The 24,341-nt window shown below is 51.0% G+C and carries 24 protein-coding genes; 1 reads left to right on the top strand and 23 read right to left on the bottom strand.

Annotated features, from left to right (window positions below; all coding sequences use genetic code 11):
* Positions 1-61 precede the first annotated feature (61 nt).
* Positions 62-967: an Rpn family recombination-promoting nuclease/putative transposase gene (locus DHAF_RS09600; RefSeq protein ID WP_420794933.1), complete on the bottom strand. Its 906-nt coding sequence runs from the start codon at positions 965-967 to the stop codon at positions 62-64.
* A 163-nt stretch (positions 968-1,130) separates the two neighbouring features.
* A complete protein-coding gene (moaA, locus tag DHAF_RS09595) occupies positions 1,131-2,090 on the bottom strand; it encodes a GTP 3',8-cyclase MoaA (RefSeq protein WP_015943757.1) in 960 nt (319 codons plus the stop codon).
* Between the two features lie 434 nt (positions 2,091-2,524).
* Between moaA and DHAF_RS09590 the strand changes: the two genes are divergently transcribed.
* Entirely contained in the window at positions 2,525-3,280 is a 756-nt protein-coding gene (locus DHAF_RS09590; RefSeq protein ID WP_015943756.1) for a type II toxin-antitoxin system prevent-host-death family antitoxin, read from the top strand.
* Between the two features lie 203 nt (positions 3,281-3,483).
* Here DHAF_RS09590 and DHAF_RS09585 read toward each other — a convergent pair whose 3' ends face one another.
* The 21 genes from DHAF_RS09585 to DHAF_RS09490 form a co-directional block, all read right to left on the bottom strand.
* On the bottom strand, positions 3,484-4,428 hold the full coding sequence (locus tag DHAF_RS09585; RefSeq protein WP_011461155.1) for a hypothetical protein: 945 nt from the start codon (positions 4,426-4,428) through the stop codon (positions 3,484-3,486).
* A gap of 3 nt (positions 4,429-4,431) precedes the next feature.
* Positions 4,432-5,880 carry an SLC5/6 family protein gene (locus DHAF_RS09580; RefSeq protein ID WP_015943755.1) on the bottom strand — a complete coding sequence of 483 codons (1,449 nt, stop codon included), beginning with the start codon at positions 5,878-5,880 and terminating at the stop codon, positions 4,432-4,434.
* 87 nt (positions 5,881-5,967) lie between these two features.
* Positions 5,968-6,969 carry a radical SAM protein gene (locus DHAF_RS09575; protein WP_193345599.1) on the bottom strand — a complete coding sequence of 334 codons (1,002 nt, stop codon included), beginning with the start codon at positions 6,967-6,969 and terminating at the stop codon, positions 5,968-5,970.
* A 31-nt stretch (positions 6,970-7,000) separates the two neighbouring features.
* Positions 7,001-8,017, bottom strand: coding sequence for an arsenosugar biosynthesis radical SAM (seleno)protein ArsS (gene arsS / locus DHAF_RS09570; RefSeq protein ID WP_015943753.1), 1,017 nt, complete (start codon positions 8,015-8,017; stop codon positions 7,001-7,003).
* Positions 8,018-8,067: 50 nt separating this feature from the next.
* Complete coding sequence (locus tag DHAF_RS09565) at positions 8,068-8,400, bottom strand: arsenosugar biosynthesis-associated peroxidase-like protein (protein WP_015943752.1); 333 nt, start codon at positions 8,398-8,400, stop codon at positions 8,068-8,070.
* Between the two features lie 90 nt (positions 8,401-8,490).
* Positions 8,491-9,135: an ABC transporter ATP-binding protein gene (locus DHAF_RS09560; protein WP_015943751.1), complete on the bottom strand. Its 645-nt coding sequence runs from the start codon at positions 9,133-9,135 to the stop codon at positions 8,491-8,493.
* Positions 9,136-9,157: 22 nt separating this feature from the next.
* Positions 9,158-10,360, bottom strand: coding sequence for an ABC transporter permease (locus DHAF_RS09555; RefSeq protein WP_015943750.1), 1,203 nt, complete (start codon positions 10,358-10,360; stop codon positions 9,158-9,160).
* A gap of 41 nt (positions 10,361-10,401) precedes the next feature.
* Positions 10,402-10,845 (bottom strand): DUF4418 family protein, encoded by a 444-nt coding sequence (locus DHAF_RS09550; protein WP_242659960.1) that lies wholly within the window; start codon positions 10,843-10,845, stop codon positions 10,402-10,404.
* A gap of 14 nt (positions 10,846-10,859) precedes the next feature.
* On the bottom strand, positions 10,860-11,894 hold the full coding sequence (locus DHAF_RS09545) for an ABC transporter substrate-binding protein (protein WP_015943748.1): 1,035 nt from the start codon (positions 11,892-11,894) through the stop codon (positions 10,860-10,862).
* A gap of 1 nt (position 11,895) precedes the next feature.
* Entirely contained in the window at positions 11,896-12,693 is a 798-nt protein-coding gene (locus DHAF_RS09540; RefSeq protein ID WP_015943747.1) for an ABC transporter ATP-binding protein, read from the bottom strand.
* Positions 12,687-13,709, bottom strand: a complete 1,023-nt coding sequence (locus DHAF_RS09535; RefSeq protein WP_015943746.1) for an ABC transporter permease — start codon at positions 13,707-13,709, stop codon at positions 12,687-12,689. Before DHAF_RS09535 ends, DHAF_RS09540 begins: the two co-directional genes overlap by 7 nt.
* A gap of 305 nt (positions 13,710-14,014) precedes the next feature.
* Entirely contained in the window at positions 14,015-15,106 is a 1,092-nt protein-coding gene (locus DHAF_RS09530; protein ID WP_015943744.1) for a GTP-binding protein, read from the bottom strand.
* 122 nt (positions 15,107-15,228) lie between these two features.
* Positions 15,229-16,074: an MIP/aquaporin family protein gene (locus tag DHAF_RS09525; protein WP_015943743.1), complete on the bottom strand. Its 846-nt coding sequence runs from the start codon at positions 16,072-16,074 to the stop codon at positions 15,229-15,231.
* Positions 16,075-16,152: 78 nt separating this feature from the next.
* Positions 16,153-17,127: an arsenosugar biosynthesis arsenite methyltransferase ArsM gene (gene arsM / locus DHAF_RS09520; protein WP_015943742.1), complete on the bottom strand. Its 975-nt coding sequence runs from the start codon at positions 17,125-17,127 to the stop codon at positions 16,153-16,155.
* Positions 17,128-17,233: 106 nt separating this feature from the next.
* The gene (locus DHAF_RS09515; protein ID WP_015943741.1) at positions 17,234-17,557 is read right to left on the bottom strand and encodes a hypothetical protein; all 324 of its coding nucleotides are present in this window, start codon (positions 17,555-17,557) and stop codon (positions 17,234-17,236) included.
* A 359-nt stretch (positions 17,558-17,916) separates the two neighbouring features.
* Complete coding sequence (locus tag DHAF_RS09510) at positions 17,917-19,314, bottom strand: DUF2201 family putative metallopeptidase (protein ID WP_041271948.1); 1,398 nt, start codon at positions 19,312-19,314, stop codon at positions 17,917-17,919.
* The gene (locus DHAF_RS09505) at positions 19,290-19,952 is read right to left on the bottom strand and encodes a hypothetical protein (RefSeq protein ID WP_015943739.1); all 663 of its coding nucleotides are present in this window, start codon (positions 19,950-19,952) and stop codon (positions 19,290-19,292) included. The genes DHAF_RS09510 and DHAF_RS09505 overlap by 25 nt, the downstream gene beginning before the upstream one ends.
* Entirely contained in the window at positions 19,949-21,031 is a 1,083-nt protein-coding gene (locus DHAF_RS09500) for an AAA family ATPase (protein ID WP_015943738.1), read from the bottom strand. The genes DHAF_RS09505 and DHAF_RS09500 overlap by 4 nt, the downstream gene beginning before the upstream one ends.
* Positions 21,032-21,150: 119 nt before the next feature.
* The gene (locus DHAF_RS25065; RefSeq protein WP_202796164.1) at positions 21,151-21,390 is read right to left on the bottom strand and encodes a reverse transcriptase domain-containing protein; all 240 of its coding nucleotides are present in this window, start codon (positions 21,388-21,390) and stop codon (positions 21,151-21,153) included.
* A 182-nt stretch (positions 21,391-21,572) separates the two neighbouring features.
* On the bottom strand, positions 21,573-21,920 hold the full coding sequence (locus DHAF_RS09495) for a 4Fe-4S dicluster domain-containing protein (RefSeq protein ID WP_015943737.1): 348 nt from the start codon (positions 21,918-21,920) through the stop codon (positions 21,573-21,575).
* Complete coding sequence (locus tag DHAF_RS09490) at positions 21,904-24,288, bottom strand: molybdopterin-dependent oxidoreductase (protein ID WP_015943736.1); 2,385 nt, start codon at positions 24,286-24,288, stop codon at positions 21,904-21,906. Before DHAF_RS09490 ends, DHAF_RS09495 begins: the two co-directional genes overlap by 17 nt.
* Positions 24,289-24,341 lie beyond the last annotated feature (53 nt).

Genomic DNA, 24,341 nt, shown 5'->3' with positions numbered 1-24,341 from the left:
TTTCCTTTTCACTTGGAAATATGCCACTTAATCCTTCTAAACCCTGCGCTTCCATTGGAAATCAATCTTTTAAGCTCCTGATATCCTTTTCAGACAACCCCGTCGCTTCGGCAACTTTCGTTATTTCAAAGCCCAGGTCTAAGAGCTTTTTGGCCACTTCTGCTTTACCTTCCGCTTTACCTGCTGCTATGCCTGCCGCTCTGCCTTTTTCAAGGGCTTCTTTCAACCGAAGCTCAGCCTCTCTGATGGCTGCTTTTTCATCCAGCACAGCCTTGCGCCGATCAAAATAGGCTTCTCTGATTCTCGGATCATCACTCGTTTCCTCCCAAGCGGTCATCGCTTGATGCAGTACGGGATCTTTCATAGCAATCTCCTCCAATGTCTGCAAGATTTCCTGATTATCCGCTCCTTCCAGGAGCAATAACCAGCGTACCAATTCATTTTCCCAGGGACTGATTTCCCGGTTTCTCCACTTTGCCAGCAACTTGGGCAGCTCCATGAAGTGCATTTCCAGAGCATCGGTCAGCTGAAATTTCTCTTCATCTTCATAGAGATGAAACACATTGTGGTAGTTTGAAGTCTGCTTCAAATAATTAAAATCCAAAATATTGATCGTAACTGCTTTGGCTAGTTCTTTATAGGCCATACCTTCGCGAATCTGACGAGAGTACATCTCAGCCCAATAGTAAAGCGAGCGTTTCTCCATGTCATATTGATTGCTCAATTGGATTTCAATATTAATCTGCATCCCTTCACTGGTCTCGGCCCGAACATCAAGGATCGATTTTTTATCTCCTTGGTATTCTTTGTTCAATTCCGGATTCATAATCGTAATTGCTTCGATCCGGCGTTCCTGGGGCAACTTGAGGGCAGCATTGAGAAAGGCGATCAGGATGGCTTCATTGCCTTCTTTGCCAAAAATAAGCTTAAAGGCGTAGTCGATTTTAAGACTGATGAACTCCTTCATACTTTCACCTGCCTTTCTCATTGAACATCTCCTACAGTAGGCTACCCATATTATACCATAATCTTTTCATGCAGACATGATTAATCTCTGTTCGATGGATCATTCAAGGCCAGGCCCATCCTAATGAGTAGGGATGGCCAATGTCAGCTTTAGGCATAGAAGTTCACCCGCCTATCTCATTCATGTTGCGTAAAACCGGCTCATAATCTTCGTTTTGCATCGAGTGTCGATTGGGTTTGGCAAAGACACCATCCAATAAAAATCTTTCGTAATCTTCGCCATAATTGCGGATATCCAATTCAAGATCAGAATGCAGACAGGGTTTAAGCTTACCATCAGGGGTAATTCTAATTCGATTGCAATAGTTGCAGAAATGATTGCTCAAGGGGCTGATGATTCCCACTCTGCCTTTGCTATTGGGAAGTTTATAAAGGCGTGCCACTGCTCCCTGCCCTTTAACAGCTAAAGGCATCAATTGTGGCACTCTTTTTAAAATCTCCGTACCTGACAAAAAATGTTCCCGATCCCAGCCGCTTGCTTCTCCTATGGGCATGAGTTCTATGAAGCGAACTTCAACATCATCTTCCCGGGTCAAATTCACAAATTCTTCGATTTCATCATCATTGAATCCGCCGATAAGGACAACGTTGATCTTCAGAGGCCATAACTTGGCCTCTTTGGCCGCTTGAATTCCTTCAAGGACAGAAGAAAGCTTGCCGCCTCTCGTAATCTGGGAATATTTCTCCGCATCCAAGCTATCGAGGCTAATATTCACTCTTGTTAGTCCCATTTTCTTGAGTTCATCGGCATACCCACTGAGTAAGGTTCCGTTCGTCGTTAGTCCTAAATCTTTTAATCCCCGTGATTTAAGCTGAGCGATCTGATGAATAACGTCGATAATTCCCTTCCTGACAAGAGGTTCTCCTCCTGTAATTCTTATCTTTTGAAAGCCTAAATCAACAGCGCTGAAAGCTATTTGCTCAATTGTTTCGAGGCTGAGAATTTCCTTATGGGCCTTCTTCTTGATTCCCCCTTCCGGCATACAGTAGCTACACCTTAAATTGCACATCCCTGTTACAGATATCCGCAGATAGTTAATATCTCTTCCATGGGAATCCAGCATAATTCCACACTCCTTAAACATAAGGGCTGTCTCTGTTTCTCTAATATAATGCAATTAATATGCCAAGCCGGTATAAGCAAAAGCAAAACCAGCAAACGCCCGTTAAATAAGGGTTTTATGGCCGTTCTCGTAATTATTACAGCAAATTCATTTTTGTCTTTTGTCATTTTTGAAAACTTTTTCTTAAATTGAAACAAATGGGACAAAAGCAAAGCTGCCTTAAACTTTTATGTGTCGAGGCAGCTTTGCCTTTGTCCCTGCTCATTATCACTGACCGTGATTACGCCCTTGGCTTGCATCTTCTGTATGCTTTCCATGGTGAGCAGACTGACCTGGCGATGCCAATACCGCCAAGATAAATAGCCAATTTATTCTTGATTAAATAGCTATAATCATTTATATTAATAGCTAACATGATGAATGGAGGTGGCCCCATGCGGATCAATGCCACAGACCTGCAAAACGCCTTCGGCAAATATCTGGCCCTGACCGAAAAGGAAGATATCATTATCACCAAAAACGGCCGGAGCGTCGCCAAGCTCACCCGCTATAACGAACCGGATTATTTTCTGCTCCACGAAGAAGCGCTAAAGTACAAAACGACCAGAAAGATCAGCTACGAAGAGTATAGGGAGCTGGTGGAATCCTCCGATCAGCGCTACGAACTGATCGACGGTGAAGTCTACCTGCTGGCCTCCCCTGCTTTTGACCACCAGGTAGCAGTCAATGAGATCGCCTGGCATTTTTACAACTATTTTAAAGGAAAACCCTGCCGGTCTTTGACCGCGCCCCTGGACGTAAGGCTCTTCGGCTATGCGACTAAATTTGAGGAAGATCCCAATGTGGTGCAGCCGGATATCGTGGTGGTCTGCGACGAAGAGAAAGTCAATGCCGACAACCGCTACGAGGGGATTCCCTCCCTGGTGGTGGAAGTCCTGTCCCCATCCACGAAAGGCAAGGATATGGTGACGAAGTTAAACCTTTACATGAAAAGCGGCGTCCGGGAATACTGGATTGTGGATTTGGCGGAGCAGAGCATCACTCACTATGCTTTTTCCCCGGAAAGGGATATCGAAGGTCTGACCATTTTCCGGGAAGATGAAACCGTCCGATCTCCGCTTTTTCCAGGCCTGGAGATACACTTGCCGGATCTTTTTGGGGAAATTCGGCCCAAGTCCCGGCAGGACTGAGTAGTAATGCCGGCTCTATACGCTTACCGTCCCCCTGGGCCAGGTATGTAAAGCCCGCGTCCTTTCGTGGTGTCCGCCGCAGTATCCCGGGGATTGACCCCCGTTTCCGCACCAATGTTGTTGGCGCCGCTAACGGGGTTACCTGTCCAAGATTCGAATCCGGTTTCCAATCTTGGACAGACCTTTTCCCTGCGCGAAGATTATTATTTGTTATTGCACCTGAGAAATCCTCCCAACAGGGCGTCTTCAATCTCATCTTCAGTGCCTTGGACGATGCGTTCCCGGTAGGATACCTCCCCAGGGCTTTCCTGGGGCCATAGGTCATCAAACCATCTTATAAATGCCTCATGATCGTAGCGGAGGGGTAATGCTTCAATATAAAGTCCCCCGACTTTACCGCGATATAAAGCGTCCTGATGGGGCAAAGCTGCAATCCGGGTGATTAAACCGCCAAACTGCCCTTTGAAATTCGGCATACCTGCCGCGCCGTTATTGATGACCGCTCCATGCCCCCAGGCCAGGGCGGCAGGCGCGCAGGTATGTGTTGTCGCCAGCACATCTATCCTGCGCTCGGACATCCAGCGGGCGAGTTCGGTTTGCCGCCCGGCTTCCGCTAAAAATTCCCTGGAGCACCCCCATCCCGCCAGAAACTGTTCATCACCGTGAGAGATCGCCACTCGTTGCTTCCCGACTTCAACAACAGCGACACCGGGGCGCCTTGCCAGCGCAGCTTTATATTCGGGCAGGAACGCAAGCGCCTCTTTTAATTCCCGATGAATGAGATTGGAACGCTCCACGGCCTCCTGGGAAACACAGTCCGGATAAGCGCATCCGCAGCCTGCACCGATGTCGGTTTCCCGTCTGAGTTCCGCCTCCACGTTGCCGATCAGCTTGATGTACGGCTCAGCCAATCTCTCCGTATGGATAAAATCCTGAGCAGTCTTGTCAAACCAGTGCATGTCTCCGTTAACCACCACCAGGGAAGCATTCTCTTCATCAGCTAAAAGCGCAAGCGTTTTCAAGGCTTCCGGATTGCCGTATATCCCGCCGGCCACATAGAGTGTATCACAATGGCCACAAGGTTCGGCCTCAAAAAGTTTGGGCGGCAGGGCATAATCGGCGGGACAGCTTCTTCCTGCTGAAATCATTTCTTAAGCACGCTCCTCTATTTCGCCTGCCGCTGCAATCGCTTCGTGTGCTGAGCCACTCGGTCCACTTTCTTTCGCCTCACGGGCTGAGACAATCAGCCCCGGAATGATATAACCCAGAGTGCACAAAATGAGCCCGTACAGGTTCACGGCCAGCAGAACCCCATTGGTGCCGCCGCCGATCCCAATGCTTGAGGGAACCGCGCCGACAGTAAAGGCGATACCTAAAACGATACCGGTCCAAAAACTCAAATGAAAACCCAGCCGGGTAGGCTTTACCAATCCGTGCAGCAAAAAGATCGGCGCCAGCCCCATCACCATGGTTCCGCTGATTGTTGTCGCTTTCAAAATATCTGTTCCGACAATCATGGGCAGATTTCCGATTAAAGCAAAGACGAGCATGACAAACATGCCGATAATGCGCGCTTTATTGCCGAAATCTTTTCCTGCCAGGGCGGGCAGCTCCTGGGCGCATAGTTTGGCCAGACTTGAGAAAGTGGAATCCAGAGTCGAACCGGCGGCGGAAATCATAATGACCGCCATGAAGAAGAACATTGCCGTGGACATCACTTTACCCAAGGCAGCAGGAACATTCCCTGAAGACGGCAGACCCAGCAAGGTGTAATGAATGCCGATAAAGCTGAAGATCAAAATAGCGAAAAAACCCAGCACGCCGGAGGCAATAAAAGCTTTCACCATAATTTTTTCTTCACTGATGAAGCCGCGGTCAGTCAAAACCGGGTCGTGAAACGGGTAACTGAAGATCTGCAAAAGTGTTACCAGCAGCATGTCTACACCCGTGCTGAGACCCCACACGCCCGATGAAACATATTCACCGATCGGATGCTTAGGTACAATCCAAGCGATGACGAATACTAAAACCACAACGAATAAAACGGCCTGAATCGTGTCGGTAACAATAGAACTGCGCAACCCTCCCCGCATGGAATAAGCAAGCGTGATAAGCGTAAAGAGCACCGCTCCCCAAATAAATGCCGTGCTGCCGCCGTCACCGTAATAAGCACCAACCACTGAAGAATTGCTCCAAACCTCATTGAACAGGCGAATCAGAATGGCTGCCGAAAAAGCCAGCGCCGCGGCCGGACCGTAATTTGAGGTGAGGAAACTAACCAAACCTTTGGCTGCGAATTTGGTACGCAGGCGATAAATGGCAAAACCGGCCAAAGGTATGCACAGCCAGTACGAGGCGTAGGCAAGTCCGCCTACAATGCCGTACTGAGCGCCCAGATTGGCCGCATTGGTGACGGATTTGGCAAAAATCCAGCTGATAAAGATACTGGCGGTCAATAAGAAGGGTGATGAGGCACGTCCATGCTTATCTTCACCGCGGAAAAAACCGCCCAGTGTTATGACACGAGGAGAAATAGCCATCATAATCATTCCGTAAACAATTAAAAAACCCCAAAATAAGTAGCCTTGAAAACTTTCCATTACGCAATCTCCTTTTTCATCTGATACCATAAACTCTGCTTTATACAGTCGCAACGGTCATTGCTCTTTCGCATCAAGCCGCCATCATCATGCCGAAGCCCCGAACATTACCGACGGTCCCTCCAGGACCTCCCACCCGGCCTCTGTCAACACTTCCTGGGTATTTTTTACAGTCCAGCCGCGCACCGTGCTTTCGCTGGTATCCCGGGGATTGGAGCCCACCTCGGCCCACAGGAGGCTGGCTCCGGCCATAGCTCCGATCTTATTGGGCTCATGGGTGCAATTTCCTACCACATCGTAACCCACAGCCAGACGGACCGCCGCCAGGATAGGCGCCATTTGCGCATAGGACAACGAGCCATGGGCCGCCAGGGGCGAACCCGGGATATTGACCCGCCGTCCGGCACCGCTGTAAGCCGGTTTCATATCCCGGGTGATGAGGGTCTTTTCCACCAGTTCCTCCAGGGTATGCTCCGGTCCTACCGGCTCCAGGCAGGTTCCAACCTTTAAGCCTGCCTTGGCGGCCAGGTCGATGGTTTGCAGCCTTTTCCGGGGATCAATTTTTGTAATGACACCCTCCCCCAGGCGCACCGCATGGTAAATTCCGTCGAAGCCGCTCTTTTTCAAAGCCCTGGCTTCATCCTCGTCAAAATCCCCCACATTGGCAATCAGGGGAACTGCTGTTTTTAAAGCCTGCTTCACTTCCCTGCCCACCTTCAGGAAATCGGCAAATTTATAGGTAGCGGTGGCCATCAGATAAATGGCGTTGGCACCTCCCGCTTCGAAATTCAAGCAACTTTCGATAATTTCTTCCAGAGGGCGTACTTTGGAGCTGGTAAAAATCTTATTCATGGCCGCAAAAGAACAGAATTGACAGTCCCGGGGACAGGAACCAGAGTTCAATCCTACCTGGGCATGGACTTCCGCTTTGCCCTGGCAGGCGTCATCGCTCATTTTGCGGGAAGCATATTGAATTAAATAGGATTCTTCAGACAGGTAATCGACAGCAAACAGCGCTCTCAATTCAGCGGCGCCGATTTCTCCGCCGCCCAGAGCCTTATCTACGATTTCACGAATAGTTTTATTCATCATCTCTTCCTCCAACTCTTTTATTTGGCTTTTACACGACAGACCCGCCGCAGCTTGAACCGCTGCCGGCCGTGCAGGCATAACAGTGATTGTGAACCGTGATTTCCCGCCGGCAGAGATCTTCTTTCCGGCAGGCGGAGATATGCTGGGGGGAATCGGGCAGCCCCAGCATCTGATTAAAATCACAATCATAAAGATAACCATCCCAGCTGAGGGAAACCATATCCCGGCACATGACATTTTGGACGGTGGACGGATTAAAGGCCCCCGCCAGCTGTTCCATGTAGCGCTGGAGATTGCCGGAATTCTTCAGGAAAGTTAAAAACCGGCCCACCGGGAAATTGCCGATGGCAAATAAACTATTGAAGGTAATGCCATGCTGATCCAGCAAAACCCGGCGGTAATCGGCCTCGATCCCCTGCTGGGCCGCCGGCAGAAAAGCGCCCCCCGGATTGTAGACAAGGTTCAGCTTTAAACTGCCGCCCTCCCGGCCATAGCCCAGTTCATTGAACTTTTTCAGCAGTTTGATCGAGGACTGGAAAACCCCATTCCCCCGCATGCGGTCGGCATCCTTCTCCGTATAATAAGGCAGGGAGGAAACAACTTCCACCTGATGCTCCGCGTAAAATTCCGGCATCCATCCATATTTTTCATCGTCCAGTACCGTCAGATTGGTTCTCGTCATCACCTGGCGGTTCAGTTTTTTCGCTTCCTGAATCAGCCAAGGAAAATTAGGATTTAATTCCGGCGCGCCGCCGGTGATATCCAAGGCCTTGATCCCATGGTCCGCCATGACCTGTAAGCCTTGGGCCATAACAGCCTGGGACATGGATTCCCTCCGCAGCGGCCCCGCTTCCACATGGCAATGCTTGCAGCTTAAATTACAGATCTTGCCCACGTTCATCTGCATGGTCTGAATCGCCTCTTTGCTTTTCAGAGGAAGAACGCCGCTCTCCTGCAATCTTTCCAGAAAAGGTTTGATGTTTAAATGATTTAAAGATTCCAGTTGGGAATCGCTGTTTTGTGCTGTTGCCTGCAACAAGCCCACACCCCTTTCTCTCTCCTTCAGAAACGCTGATAACTCCGAAATTGTCAGACCTAGAATCCAATTTTCTTCACGATATTTTTCATTTGGACGCCGTGCACAAGAGAGGCCCCGCCGCGAATGGCACAGGCCACATGGATCGCTTCCGTCATCTGTTCCTCGTTGGCGCCCTTTTCCAAAGAGCTCTGGGTATAAGCTTCGATGCAATAGGGACATTGCACGGCGGTGGCCACTGCCAAAGCAATCAAGGCTTTTTCCCGCGGGCTCAGGGCACCTTCCTCAAATACCGAACCGTAATAGGCCATGAATTTCTGCCAAAGGTCCGGTGCTTCCTCACCCATGGTGGCAAATTTGGCCAGATCAGCAGAATTGTAATAGGTATCCATTAAACATTTCTCCTCTCGTCCGCACGTTGTGCGTTTCATATAAAGACTATAGAAAGACTGTGACATATAAAGACTGTTTCACCTCTCCTGCTATTGCAAATGTCCATCAGCAATGGCAACAACTTTGTCCGCCCGGGCAGCCAGCCCCAGATCATGGGTGACAACCACCAAAGCGCAGCCTTGAGCCGGCAAACCCAATAAATAATCACCCACCCAGGAGCATAATTGGGGATCCAGGTCGTTGGTGGGTTCATCGGCAAACACCACTGCCGGATCAAGAAGCAAGGCCCGGGCAATGGCCACCCGCCTTTTCTGCCCGACACTCAGCTCACTGGGGTAATAATCGAGCCGGTGTCCCAGTTCAAATTCCTGCAACAGATTAACGGCCTTCTCTTTCATTTGCCTGTTTTTGGCCAGATAGGCAGGAACCAGCACATTGTCGAGAACGGTTAAAGAGCCGATCAGATTGGCGCTTTGAAAGATGAAGCCAAATTCCTGATTGCGCAGACGGTCCTTGCGGTCTTCCGCCAGTTTGCCAATGTCTTCGTTTTTATACCATATTTCGCCGACCGTAGGGCTCAGCATCAGTCCCAGCAGGGACAGCAGAGTGGATTTGCCGCTGCCGGAGGGCCCGGTGACCGCCAGGGATTGTCCCCCATCAAGTTCCAGGGAAATTCCCTGCAAAATCACTTCTTCACCATAGGTCTTGCCGATATTTTTCGCTGAAAGCAACATGTCTGAACTCCTTTGCCTCCTATTAATCAATGTCACCCCGCTGGATAGCCAGGGACGGATCGATCTTTCCTACCTGCCCCAGGGGCACGCTGACCGCAATGAAACTGATCAGGCTGAACAGACAAACCAGTCCGAAAACTCCTGCCACCAGGGTCGGGCCGCCGGGTGCACGAAAAGGAAAGGTGCTTTGGGTTTGCAGCAGATTCAAGATCAGCCGGTACAATCCCCCGCCTGCAGCCAAGCCAAGCAGGATGCCGCCGGCCGTAAGCAGCAGCGCTTCCCCGGCAATCAGCCTGCGCAGATCCTGCTTCGTAGCCCCCAAAGCCCTGTAGAGCCCCAGTTCGCTTTTGCGGTCCCAGGCCATGGACAGAAAACGCCCAAAGAGCTGGAAGATGGAAGCCAGGACCAATAAAATTCCGCAGCCCAGCATGATCAGGAAGACCACCTGCATCTGACCCTGGATTTCTTTAAAAACGCTGCTCTGCTCAATCACCTTAAACTTTCCCAGACGGGAGATCTGATAGGCCACCGTGGCCGACCGGCCTTCTTCCACCTGGACCAGCAGGGCGGAAACCAGGGTTTCCGGTTCTCCGTACCTTGCCCAGAAATGATCATATCCGGCAATGTTTTTCGAAAAAGCCCGCACGGTATCCATATCCATGAGAATCGACTGATCCATGCTGGTCCCGGTAAAGTCCAGGCGGGCCGCCACTTGGACGGGATTGCCGAGGATATTGGCGGAAGCAGCCTCAAACCCGCCCACATTGCTGCCGATAATAATCTCGTCGGCAGCCAGCTTACGGCCGATCAGCTGATCGGTCCAGGGCTGGATCAGCCAATCGCTCTCAGGGTCAAAGCCGATCAAGCGCACCTCACCGGTAGAGGAACAGCAGCTTTCATTCAGGGTCTGGCCAAAAAATTGCGGCGTCACCCGGACTACCCCATCGATTCCTGCCACCTGCCCAGCAACGTCTTCAGTCATATAAATCACCGCCGGGGCTCCTGTAAACAGCAGGTCCGTATCCGTAAGCATAGTTTCCGCCTGAGCAGGGATCACCAGAATATCGGCCCCCAAACGCTGTTTGCTGGTTGCGATGCCTTCCGTAACCCCGTAGTAGACAATAAAAAGGGCCAAAAGAACCGCCACGCTGACGGTCACCGACAGCATGGTCGCAAGGGACTGCACCCTGCGCTTGTTCAAGCTGTGGAGAATAAGTTTTCTCATAACTTTCGTCATGCCTTTCTAAGCAAAAATACCGGCAATCATTAGAACGTTCTCTTATGCCGCTGAACATCCTCCGCTTTGAACAGTTGAATACCGGCGGCAAGGATTAAAAGGCCATAGATGATCCTGCAGAACAAGGCCGTGGTATGGCAAGCCATCCCTTCTTTCATACAGATACCGATGACTGCATCCGTCGTGATGGCAATGCCGGCAGCCCCTAAGCCTATGATCACGATTGAGGACAAACGGCGGAGCTGCGGTTCCTTCAGAAAAAACTGTCCGGCAGATACTAAGAGCAAAAGAACAGCCACCGGGATTTCCGCCCGGAAGGTCCAATGACATTTCATGGGCACACTGCCCCCCGCAGCCGTCTCGATCAACCCGCTGCAAGGAGGAAAGACAAACATGCCGGCCAATAGGATAAGGGAAAGGGCGGTGGCCAAACCGGCGAGGATCCACCATAGTTTTGAGGACAAAGGATCCACCTCTTTCTAAACAACTAGTGTTCTCCCATGAAGGAGACCATCTGGACGTAGAGCCCGTCAATATAAGTATCCAAGTCGGCAGGCGCCTTTTCCAAGGCTCCGGCTCTGGCAATCTGGTGCCAGATTTCTCTGAAGCTGTCGTCCACTGTCTTCTTGTCCCCGGCAATCCAGGTATAATCTTTGATCAATTGAGCGTTCAAAGCAGCGTCACCGGCAATATAGCCTTTATCCATAACCATTTGAGCGGCTTCATCAGGCTTTTCTTCCAGATATTCGCAGGCTTTGGTAAAGGCTTGTGACATGCGTTTGCCGATCTCGGGATTAGCGTCCAGAGTTCGCTTGTTCATGCCGATAAAGCAGCAGAGAGTATCTTTCAGGCCCGGATCAAAGGTATTGGAATAAAATTTGATTTTTCCATTCTGAACAGCCATTTCCGGGAAAGGATCGTAAGTAGCAAAAGCGTCCACTTCTCCTTGATCCAGGGCCTGCTCCATTTGGGCATTGGGGTAAGAAAGCCAGGTCACCTTTTTTGGGTCTTTCCCCAGTTTCACCATTTCCGAGGCAATTTGGATCTGAGCAATACCGCCAATAGCGGCCGCAACTTTTTTTCCTTCCAGATCGGCTACGCTTTGAATGCCGCTTTCCTTGGCAGCCGCTCCCTGAATACATCCTTTGTGCAGGGAGTCGATAATCATTAATTCCAATCCCTGTTCCATAGGTTTGAACTTATCAGGAGTCAGTTCAAAAGCATCCAATTCGTCATTGGCCATCAAAACCGCCACATCACCGGTAATTTTCAATAATTTAACATCAAGGCCGGCTTCCTTAAAAAATCCCTTTTCATAAGCCACAAAAATGGGGGATTCGCAGGTTCCGCCCCAATAACCGACCACAGCCGGTATTAAATCGCTGTTTTCACCCGTCTGCGGGGTGTTGTCAGTGGGGGTTGTGTTGGCCGGAGTGGCATTTCCACCCCCACTGCAGCCGGTCAGGACCAAAGCCGCTGCCAGCAGCAAAACCAAAAGCAAACTCAACCTGTTTCTTTTCAATTTAACTCTCCTCCAATTTAATTGTTTTATAGTTTGGATTTATATTGCAGCATTCCAGAATAGCCATGATCTCCCTGCGCAAGCGGACAAACTCAGAAGAGGTTCTGTCCCGGGGATGTTGGAGGCCGATAGTCACTTCCCCAATTGCCTTACCGGGCCGGGAGGACAGAATAACCACACGGTCGCTTAAGTACACCGCCTCCTCAATATCATGAGTTACCAGAATGATAATGGGTTGATCCCGTTGCCATATTTTAATGATTTCATCTTGAATGGCCATGCGGGTGAAGGCATCAAGAGCGCTCAGGGGTTCATCCAGCAGAATCACCCCCGGGTCCTGAATAAATGTGCGGGCCAGAGAAGTGCGGCTGGCCATGCCTCCGGAGATCTGATGGGGATAAGCCTTCTCAAAGCCCTGCAAGCCCACCAGTTCGATATATTCCTGTACTTTGGCCTGCTCCTGCTTAAAAACCCTGCGGGCCTTGAGACCGAAAGCGATATTGTCGTAAACCGATAACCAGGGAAAGAGGTTGGTGTCCTGAAACACGAACCCCCGGTCATAATGAGGTCCGGCAATCATCTCCCCGTTATAGCTCAATGTCCCGCCCTGGGGTTGATCCAATCCTGCCACAAGGCGCAGGAAGGTGGACTTGCCGCAGCCGCTGGGTCCCACCAGAGCCACGATCTCTCCCCGGGTAATTTCCAGATTAAACTGAGCCAGAGCATGAACCTCCTTGTTGTCTGTGTCATGATAAATGCGCGTAATATTGTCAGCCAGCAAATGGCGTTTCCCTACCATCTCACAGTCCCTTTCTGCCATTTCAGCAGGCGGTTGCGCAGTCTAAAGAGGGTATCCATCAGGATAAAGAAAATTATAATGAAGATGCCCACCGTGCTGAATATTTTAGCGTATTCACCCCAGGCCTCGGCCCATTTGATATACCAGCCCAGTCCTGCTTCCACCCCCAGCATCTCCGCAATAATCAAGGCTCCGAAGGAAGAGCTTAAACCCATGAACAAGCCGGTGAACATGGCCGGCAAGGCGGCGGGGAGCGCCACATGGAGCATGATGTAAACTTCACCGGCACCCAAAACCCGGGCCGTCTCGACGAGCCGTTTATCCGTATCGCGGATGGCCGAACTGACCATCAGGGTCAAAGGAAACCAAATGCTTAAAACGATCAGGAAAACGCTGGCTTGGCGGCTGGTGGCAAAGAGCACCATGACGATGGGCAGCCAGGCCGCCGAAGGAACCGGCCCGATCATTTTCAAAACCGGCATGAACCAATAATTGCAGATCTGGCTCCAGCCCAGCAGGATCCCTGAAATCATGCCGCTGATGATGCCGATCACAATTCCCGTAAACAAGAGTTTCATGGAAAAGTAAAGACTCACCGCCAAGGTCTCCAGGTTGGACGTCACAGAGCTCAGAATCTTGTCGGGGCTGGGGACAAAAGGCAGGCGGAAATGCCCCGTTTTCAGGGTGGCCATATCCAGCGCCGCCACCAGCAAGACGGCCGCCGTCAGGAGCCAGGACAAATACAGCATTTTGGCCCGCAGCTTCGGCAGCAAAAAGGCAGCCAGACCAAAAATCATATATATTCCCAGGCAGGTTTTTAAGAAGGCGGGATAGGTCACGGATTGGTAGCCCTTGGGATAGACATTGGGCAGGGTCAGATGCAGGATCAAGGCCGCCAGAAGCGCTCCGGCCGGGGCGAGCATCTGGAGAATCTGCGGCAAACTTGCCGTACGTTTTACCTCTGCCTGCTTTGCTTTTGGCAAACGATAGTTTCTATCACTCTCTGTTATAGCCACTGGATTTGATCAGCTCCTTCCCAATTAAAATTTGCAGTGGCGCTCCTTTTGCTTCAACCTAAATTTCCGCCAAGTTATCTATATTAACAAGTTATTTACATTAATTAATAACCCGAAGAGCTTTCTGCAGCGGCTCAAAATTTTTCACACCTGAATTCTGCCTGGAACCAGGCTTGTTTGCTTCACGAAAATGGGAATTTCTTTGACAGAACATCCCTTTGGCATTTTTTTGCTTGCGGAGACTTACCAAATACTTATACAACCCGTTCACCTCCCGGCAATTATACAAAGCATGCCTTGCTTTATTATCCTACGATTGTCCCATATCTGTAGGTGGGATTAGGGCGTCCCGGTTTCAGGCATTTTAGAACAGCGATAGTGGCGGTGATCTTATCTGCCTGGACCTTAGCAATCTCTTCTTTCACAATCTCCTCCAGCAGATCCGGCTCCATCTGGACCCGGGCGTTCAAGGTCAGTTGAGCCTTCCGGCCGGTGCCGGCGGATTCACGGATATCCAGGGAATCTTTCGCGCCGGTGATATTGCCGATGACATAGCCTTGGTCCGTGGCAATCAGCAATTTCACATGGCCGATGGCCGCATTGAGGCTGCCAAAGCGGCTGCGCAGGGAATTCAGCAGGTTCCTGCCCAAAGTATCCCAATCTGCCCCTTGGCTTTGCAGCTCAATGGTGGCATTCAACCAACCCAAAACCGCTTCTCCTTCTGCGTAAGTATCGTAATCCACTTCCGCCAGATGGGTCCCGGCTCCGCTGCGCTGCTGGGCCTCATGGAGCCAGGCTGCCAGGCCCTCTCCGGTTTTGGCGCTGATGGCGTATACGGAAGCCAGCGGCCACTCCTCTGCCGTGCGCTTCTTCAGGATCTCCACCGCCAGTGGGGTTAACAAGTCCGTCTTGTTGATAACAATCAAATCCGCTTCCTCAAGTTGTTTGCGCAGAATATAAGCGGCACTGGGATGAAGTCCTGCCGTCCTGCCGTCCAGAATATCCGTCAGCTGCCGTGGGTCCACCAGTACAGAAAGGGGGGCAACACTGAGTTTATCCGCAAATTTTTCTTTTAACGGCTGCAGAATAGTTGCCGAAAGATCAGTGCAGCTGCCCACCGGCTCGGCAATAATAATGTCGGCAGGTTTATGGGCATTGACATGGTCAATCGCTTCCATAAAGCCTGGAAAGTTGCAGCAGAAGCAGCTGCCGCTCACCTCGGACACTTCAGTGCCGGTTTGCTCCAGATAAACGGTATCCACCAGTTCGGAAGCCTGATCATTGGTAATAAGCCCGACCTTTCTGCCCGTTTGACTGAGCCGGCGGGCTGCCTCGCCGAGCAGTGTTGTTTTTCCCACACCTAAAAATCCGCCGACTAAAATAAGCTTGGTTTTCATACGCATCCTTCTTTCCGTTTATACTTGTCATCTTATGCTTGTCATTCTTTTCACGATTCAAGATAATTTTGATAATGCCGATTTGTTATCCAGTTAAGTTACTGACTCCTTATCCAATTGAACTAATTGAGGCTGGGGCTTACCCTCTCCGCTAATTCTTCTTCACAGCATTGGCTTTCGGTCTTTCTCATCAAAGGTTCCAATACCCAGGTAAAGAGGAGTCCGGCTGCCAGCCCGCCAAGCACAGGTGCCAGAATATAGACAAAGAAAAACCCGCCGGATTGATCAGGAAAAGCAGCCGCACCCCAGCCGAAAATCCACGCCACAAGACGGGGCCCGAAATCCCGGGCCGGGTTCAAGCCGGCCTGAGTCAAAGGAGCGATCAGGCAAAGAACTGAGGTTACCGTCAAACCGATAAACAGCGGAGCTAAATTGTTGTCCGGTCTCCCCAGGTTGCATCCTTCCGTCAGGGAAAAGATCATCAAGACCAGTAAAAATGTACCGACAATTTCAGCACCGATGGCCAGGGGCATGGAGACAACCGCAGTGCTCCCGGGCAGTTGATAATATTCTCCGAACATTTTGGCTATCGACATGGACTCAGGTGTACCGCGGACAATTTGCTGGGCGCTTTCCAAAGCAACGATGGAAGGATTAAAAAGGACATAGATAAGCAGCCCGGCGCAAAAAGCGCCTAAAAATTGACCCATCAGATAGACAGGCAGTTTCTTGACCGTCATTCTTTTCGTGGCCACCATGGCCAGGGTGACTGCAGGGTTGAGGTGTGCGCAGGATAAATGACGGGTGGCATAAATAGCTAAGCTGACGCCGATCCCCCAGATGATCCCGATTTGCAATAAACCGGTATGAGAATTAAATAAGACCGATACGGCTACCGAGCCACACCCGAACAGGACCAATAGAAAGGTACCCAATAGTTCACCGAGAAAATCACGTTGATATTTCATTGGCAAAACTCCCTCGTTGTTATTTATGGTTATAGACAAATGACCATAGACCATTAACCAAGCGGCATCCATGTTCTATCAGCAGCAGCAACCACCTCCCGAACCGCCATAATGATAAGTAGGAGCGGTCACCACCACATCCGTCCGCTCTAACCGCCGAAAGTAAGCGGCTGTTTTCTGACACACGGGGTGGGGAATATCCCTCGGTACAATGCTGCCTTCATCATCCCATAGCCGCTCTTTGCCGAAATAGATGATTGTTTCCCCGGCAAAAATACGGGCCCCTCCCTCAGGCACCGGTTGCTTATAGGCAACCAATTCCAGGGATTCCAGCAGGATATTTTCGGTTAAGGAATAGCGCTCTTTATCTAAAAGCCGGTAAGGCCTGCGGGCTCTGATTTCAATAGTGCCAAATCCTGCCCCGCTGATTTGCTGCAGATAGTCCTCATAGCTCAAGGCTCCGGACAAGCACATGGCCCTGAGGCGTTCATTCTGCCGCAAGTGCTCCGGTATGGGCTGGGAGGCAATCGGGTCGGATATATAAAGCCGCCCCCCCGGCTTTAAAACCCTGTGCATTTCCAGAAGAGCCCGGTTCAAGTCTTCTCCTTCAAAAATATTAAAGAGGCAGTTTTGGGCAGCCACATCCACACTTTCATCCGCCACAGGCAGATCAAGGGCATCCCCTTCCCGCAAGTCAATAAAAGCGGATTGAAACCAGCTGTTGGCTTCCTCGGCAAGCTTAAAGTTAGAACGGGCTTTGGCCAACATTTCCGGCACCCGGTCCACAGCAATGACCGAGGCGGCCCGGCGGGTAAAGTAAGCAAATTCCAGAGCTTCCAGACCACCGCCCACACCGACGTAGAGAATGGTGTCCTGAGGCTTAAGCTCCCCCAAGTGAACCGTGGTGCCGCAGCCATAATTCATCTCACTCATGGCCGTCGGCACAGTCAGCCCGGGAAGATAACGGCTGGGTTGTGAGATGCAGCATAGGGAGGCCTGGGGTGTCAATGCCGCCTCTTTGTATAACTCGTGAGTGATCTTTAAGTAACTCATGATTTTCCTGCCTTCTTTCTTTGTCTCATTTCAGTGCATCACAGTGGGATACAGCGCATCAAAACTGTACACCGGCTCCGGGGAATCCTGCCCAGGAGTTTGTCCACTAACTCAGTAAATTGTTGTCACGATTCTCTCTGCTCAGGCTGACTCTGCGGTCAAAGACCTGATCCACCAATCTTACGGTTCGTTCCGTATTATCCAAGGATGGGAAAATAACATAGGATTTGATAGCGGCTTCGACCTGCTGACGAACGACTTTGGTCAAGAGCTCGGTATTCTTTTCATAGACCCTCTCTGCCAATGCTCTATTGATTAACTTCCGAACCGTATCGGATACGGTCTCTCCCCTTTTCTCGGCAATCCATTTGAGTTGATCCACCATGGCTGCAGGCATTTTTACCGTGACAGATTTAAGTTCTGATCCCATCTTAGATTCCTCCTGATTTTCGTCTTACCGGCTAACTCCTTAATTATCAACTTATTAAAGGATACTTAATGCTTTTTGTCTTACCGGCCCTTTCACACCAGAAACATATGCAAGAAACATGCCAAACGCGGTCAAGTTCACAATCCCTTGTCTATCAGGCTTTTCCAGCCTTTTGCCCCAGGAGCGCCTGGCCTGATTATGTCTCAATATAGCAAAGGTTTTTCATAATGAAACTTCGCCCGGACCGGCAGATGCCGACAGGGCCTGACGCACTACGTTATGAGCAACGTTTTGCATCAGGCCCTTTTCCTTTAGGTATCTATATACTTCATTCAGGTGTCTATACTCTCATCAGGTATCTATACACTCATTTGAATCACTTTGGCCCAATCCGGAGCTGTTCCTTCTCCTGACAACACGACGATAACCCTCATTCCTTGCGGCGGCTGCGGCGGCCAGGATGTATAACCGTCGGTCAGCACGATTCCCACCTGGGGCAGCGGCCTCAGTCTCGATGCACCTTCCAGGCCGGCCCCCATATCTGTTCCACCACCGCCGGCAAGCCGGATTTGCTCCGGACGAAACATCCTGCGGCAGGATTGAACCGTATGATCCACGGCCAGGACCTGAACTCCTTCTTGCTGGCCTAATGCTTTAAGAATGCCGGAAATCTCGGCAAGGGTCCGGGCCAGCATCGAATCGGATATACTGGCGCTGGTGTCCGCTATGATGGCAACCGCCGGCACAGGCCGCCGCAGGGAGGGCAAAATAACCTCTCCCTTGCCAACCTTTCCCTGGCGCCGGGAGGGACGGCTGTAAGAATAATCCGTGGCTCCTGCCGTATCCGCTACAGTGCGGCGGATTGCCGAGGCAAGCTGCTTTTTCCAGTCGATTTTGGGGCGGAGCTTTTCCTCAGCCCACCGTACTAAATGTCCGGGAACCTTTCCCTGACCTCTGGCCTGTTCTTCGATTTGATGGGCCACATCCCGCCGGATCAGCTCTCCCTCCACCGGGCTGATACCGGATGCTGAACCTTTGCCGGGAGGCTCCTCCTCCCAAGGTGCCCTTTGACCTGTAGCACAGGAACCGCAGCGGCCTGAACCAGGCATAGGCCGTTCCTCTTCTTCACAACTTTGACTGTTTTTCTTCATAGGATCCTTCTTCCCCGGATCTTTCTCCCCTTGACCATGCTTCTCATGGGCTCTCTCCGCAGCCTGGGCATCCTGGCCATTCTCATTATGGGAATTGCCTCTGTTATTTTGATCACTCTCCTGCCCGGGTGCATCCGTTTGTTCATTCTCTGGGGAGCCGTCTGCAGATTGCTTTTCCTGACCCGCCAATGCAGTATAGTACTCCTCTGCAAGCAGATTATCCGGCAGGCCGAGGGATTGAGGGGTAACCGGCTGCACAGGAAACTTGACCCCTTCACGGATCAGGTCATCGTTGATTTCCGCATCAGCAGCCAGATTGCTTAATTGGGGATTAAAGTATTTCATTCGCTCCGGATGATCCCGAAGCAGATGACAAATCTCATGGTAAAGAACTCCCCCCATTATTTCCGGGGTCCACTGGGATAAAACTCCAGGATCATAATAGAGCCGCCAATACATATCCACGGCCAGAGTCCCCAAGCCCGGCTTTGCTGCCGGTTGGAGAGCCCATGCTGCCGAAGCCAGATAAGGGCGTTCTTTGATCAGGCGCAGACGGGCTGCCTGCAATTCCTGCGGAAAAGTCACGCCATGAACACCTCCAGGCATTTTAAGGCTTCAATGGTTTCCAGGAGTCCGGAAGAATCACCGGCCCAACAGGCACCTGTTTGCAAGGTATTTTCATCCGCCGTGATTTTCCGGGTTTCTTCCCTCTGCCTGCTCATCTCTTCCCCCAGCCGGGTTGAAGCTTTGTTTAAGCTATAAAAAGGAAGGTACCCCGGAAAAAAGTAAGTATAGCGATAGTTTTTGAGTTTCGGCAGAAAAACCGGGGGATAGTTCTCGATAACCTTTTTCAGAAGAGGGGCAACATCCTCGGCCCCAATGGAAAAGGAGTGAATCCGGCTGTTGGCAATACTGATCCGTGATGAGCAAATGGGCTTATCCTGTTTAAGGGTATAAAGGCGGTATTCTTCCCATCCCTCTTGATTAAGGCAGACTTCTGTCTTCCATAAACCGGGACGTTGACGATGAATTTTTTCAAGTTCTTCAACCCAGCCTTCACCCAGAGTGATTTTAAAAACCACATAGATAAGATAGGCCGGCAGATTTGAACTTGTGCTGTTATAGAAATCCAGTCTTGGCTCATGGCCGGACCCCATGCCCACGACGACCTGGCCATATTTATAAATTTTTGAGGCATTCTCCGCCCAGGGAAGGCTTTTATAATGGATGGCTGGAGGATTCACATCAGGCCCCCTTGCTGCAGCAGCGGGACAAACTCATGAAGCTCTTTTTGGGGCAGAGGAAATTCGGGCCTTCGCGCCGCAGCTAATTTTTTGGCGGCCACCGCTGCCACATCTTTTTTCCCCTGCTCCGCAGCCAGAGCAAGGACGATCCAGGCGGCGGCCCAGCGTTCTTTCGTCAGCCTTCCTGTAGCTGCCGTTATGACTGCGGTCAATATGGCAAAGGACTGATCTCCCCGGTCCGGCAGTTTAAGCCGGGTTGGGTCGGCCAGTATTTCTTCCGGATCCGGCAGATCCAAATCTTTGCGCCAGGCGAGGAATTCCAGGCAGGCACCCTCCCCGATGCAGCCCGCCAAAAGTGCGGCCACCACATCATCATCTGCCGTCACGGAATCTGCTGCCGCCAATAACCGGGCAGCCATGGCCCATGACCTTGGCGACGGCCAGGCACGGCCGGCTTGACTTTCATCATGGGGCACCTGCAGCAGCAAATGAGGTCTGTGCCGGATAAAGGAGGCAAGCAGCCCTTGTTTAGCCGTCACGGCATCTTCCCAGCCTTGAGGGAGCCGGGCTAAATGGCTTATAGACCATCCATGAATCATGCCATCAATCCACCCCTGGGTGTCCAATGACCAATAAAGGTGGCAGAATCGGTTGGCCAGCGGGGGGGACAGATCCCATCCGCCAACCGCCTGTTCCGGCGGATTGGCCGAGGCAACCACGGAAACACTGCCGGGCAAAGTCAAATCGCCCACCGCCCTTTCCAAAACAACCCTCAATAAGGCAGACTGAACAGCCGGTGGGGCTGTGGATAGTTCATCCAGAAAGAGCACTCCTTTCCCGGCTCGTACCAGGCGATGGGCCCAGGCCGGAGGCTCCAGGTGTACGCCTGCTTCACCCACTACAGGCAGGCCGGAAAAATCCGCAGGTTCACGAATGGAGGCGATCACCACTTCCAGCGGCAGCTCAAGAGCCTCCGCAAGAGAAGTTATGGTCGCTGTTTTTCCCACACCGGGAGGACCCCAGGCAAGTATGGGAACCCCGGCCTGCAAAGCAATCGATAAAGCAGGTACTATGGACATTGTCTTGCACCTCATTCATTCTGTAGGTTCATTCTACAAGTTATATTTTGCCAGATACTTTCCGGATTTATAACTTAAAGCAGCCATAATGCCTTATATCCAGCCAATCGAATAGGAGGTCACCCATTAGGTGCTTTGAGCCATCTTTCAATATAAAGTCGTATCCACAGTTCTTTAACATGTCTCTTAACCACTCTCATTAGCAATTCATGGTCTATGTTATCAAATAATCCCTTGATGTCGAGTTCTATGAAAAAATCATATTTCCAACATCTTTGTCTTGCCTGTCCAACCGCATTTATAGCCGCTCTATTAGGACGATATCCATAGGAATTTTCGTGGAATATTGGCTCTACCACTGGCTCAACATACGCTGTTCTTAATCCACTAAGTTGCCTCGTTTAACGAGGCGGTGCGACTACCTGGCGCACAAAAAACACCCTCAATCCATAATGAGGGTGTTTGATACTTTTGGGTTTTGATAGCAAGGCGGATCTGGAAATTAATAGAGTGCAGGTTTAATTGAGGTTGTGCTCAATCCCTATTTCGGTGAAAATATGACTCGGTTGGGTTTCAAGGCCAGATGGGGCGTCAATTCCTCGATGGTTCCGAACTGCATGCATCCTGCCTGGCAGTTGTGGACGCAGCCGGGCAACCGGCCTGAGGCTACACGGGTCTCGCACAGATCACAAAGCTTGGTAGGAAAAGGGATGTAATTCCACTCCCACTGATCAGGATAGACCTCGGTAGGACCGTGTTGCAAAAGCTTGATCCCGTATTTGCCGAAAGGAAGTTCTAATTCCTTCTTGCAGGCCACCTCGCAGGAATGGCAGCCTGTGCAGAATTCATAATCGATTAATAAGGCGTATTTTTCAGTATTCGCGGACATAGCTGAACCCTCCCGTCTTGATCAGTCTTTCCGTGAGATTTTCATCGTTTTCCGGGGTGACTTTGTAAACCTTGCAAAGCTGGGTCTTATAGGGGGCACCGTAAGCGGTCGGACCAAATTGATATTGGGGGATCAAATTATTGGGGTTGCTGTCAAAGGTTCCATACAGAGAAGGTTCTGCGCCTGCTCTTTCCGGATACCACCACCCATGCTCGGCCCGGCACTGCCGCAGATCGAGGGAAGGATTTAGTTTCAGCTTTTGTTTGCATTTGCCGCGCTGGTTTTCCATCCATACCCAGTCACCTTCGGCCAGGCCGTATTTTGCGGCGGTATCGGGATGAAGCTCGCACAGCGGCCAGGGGTGGAACTCTCTCATGGTCGGCTGATTGCGTCCTTCGGAATGGAAGAATTCATAGGAGCGGTGGCCTGCAGTGAAGATCAGTGGATACTGTTCGAATAACTGCGGCGTGCTGTAAGGGCTTTCCGGCGGTTCCTCGTGAGCAGGCAGCGGGTCGAATTTGCCCCAGGCGGCGTAAGCTGTCACATAGAATTCATATCTGCCGGTTGGCGTATTGAATCCGGGCTGGCCATCGGCTCTTAACAGGCCTTTTTTGTATTTATAGTAGGTGGCGTTCCAATCGTCATACACGTAACCCAGGTTGGGACCATTAACGACATCGTCGAAGGTCAGATCACCCTCGCTGGGCTCTGCCCACTGTCTCAGGTAAGCGTTGACAAAGTCGATGTCGGTTTTGATGTTTTTGAATCCGCCTTCGGGATCGAGCACATGACCCAGCTCGGCAGTGATTTGGTCGTCGCTTTTGGCGTCATAGTATTGAGTGAATTTGCTTTCGATCTTGAGCGGGACAAAGTTATGACTGGCGGCATTGCGTTCAGCGCTCATGGCAATCGGCAGAACGAGATCGGCGCAGGCGATATTGGTAGGCGTCATGTAGTAATCCAAGCTCATAACGAAGTCGACTTTCTTCAGCGCTTCTCTGACTCTGGGAGCTTCAGCCGCCATGTTTGATATGGGGTTGGTTCCGAATAGGACGATCATTTTTATTGCATAGGGGTCGCCGGTTTCGATGGCCCTTAAGATGGCGTCAGGCTGGGCGGTTGCGCCCTGATGGCCGACGGTAAAGGGCGAAACATTGGCACCCAGGCGTTTGTTTTCCAGATCTTCTTTAGGAACATACTCGATAAGGGAATTCATTTGGGAATCCAGAGCATTGGTGTGGCGAATTAATAGGTCGCCGCCGGGCACGTCCAGATTACCAGTTAAGGCTCTCAGGTGATGAACCGCATGGCTGGCCGCCATTCCGTTCTTACACTGGTCGAGCGGCAGTCCCCATTCGATGCTGGCCGGTTTGGCTTTGCCATACAGGCGGGCCGCTTCGATGATTTTTTCTTTGGGACACCAGCAGATGTCGGCTACTTTTTCCACCGGGTATTCGGCACAGCGCGCGGCAAATTCCTCAAAACCATAGGACCACAAGTCGCAGAACTCTTTATCATATAATCCTTCCTGGATAATGATATTGGCCATACCCAGAGCCAGCGCGGTATCGGTGCCGGGGCGGATTCTCAGCCAGACGTCGGCACGGGAAGCCAGCCAGGTCAGACTGGGATCAATCACGATCAGCTTGGTGCCCTGTTTCATCAGGTCAACGATCCAGTGACCCAGCGTACCGTCGGCATTGCAGGCCAGGCCGTTCTTGGCCCAGTTGACGATGACTTCCGGCACTTCAAACTCGGGGTGCTCGTAGCCGACCGGATGCTGGGCAGCGGTATCGATAATTGTTCTGGCGCCGCAGGCTTTGGCAGCAGCCAGCATCCGGGGAATATAGCAGCAGGAGCCGCTGAGGAAAGCCAGGGAAATATTTGGGGAGTGGAACCCTCCATAATTCAAAGCAGAGGACTGGATACAGATATTACGACCGGTACCGTTGATGGTCGCAATGCTCTCCGCGCCAAATTCCTTGGTATATTGGCTTGATTTTTCCTTTACGAGGGCGTAGGCTTCATCCCAGGAGATACGTTCCCATTTATTTTCGCCCCGTTCGCCAACTCTTTTCATCGGGTATTTCAGGCGCTCGGGATGATACATGATTTCCGGCAGATTCAGACAGCGCATACAGGTTTTTCCCCGGTTAAACGGATGGGTGTGGTCGCCCTCCACTTTGGCTACTTTGCCGTCTTTGAGGTAATAGAGTATGCCACAGGAGTTGTGACAGCCCGGAGCGGTAAACTGCTGATCGCGTACAACAGTGTATCCGTCTTCCTTCCAGGTTTTTACTCTTTTCCCGTAAACATTTTCGTTCCGCATATAAACTTCGTTGTTGGTCGGTGGTTTTTGGTATTTCATTCAGACACTCCTTCCTAAAATCAGTCTTTCTTCCAAAATTTCTGACCGATTTG

Source organism: Desulfitobacterium hafniense DCB-2, assembly GCF_000021925.1.
Lineage (GTDB): Bacteria > Bacillota > Desulfitobacteriia > Desulfitobacteriales > Desulfitobacteriaceae > Desulfitobacterium > Desulfitobacterium hafniense.
Note: the sequence above shows the minus strand (reverse complement) of the source record. Positions and strands in the feature narration are given on the sequence as shown.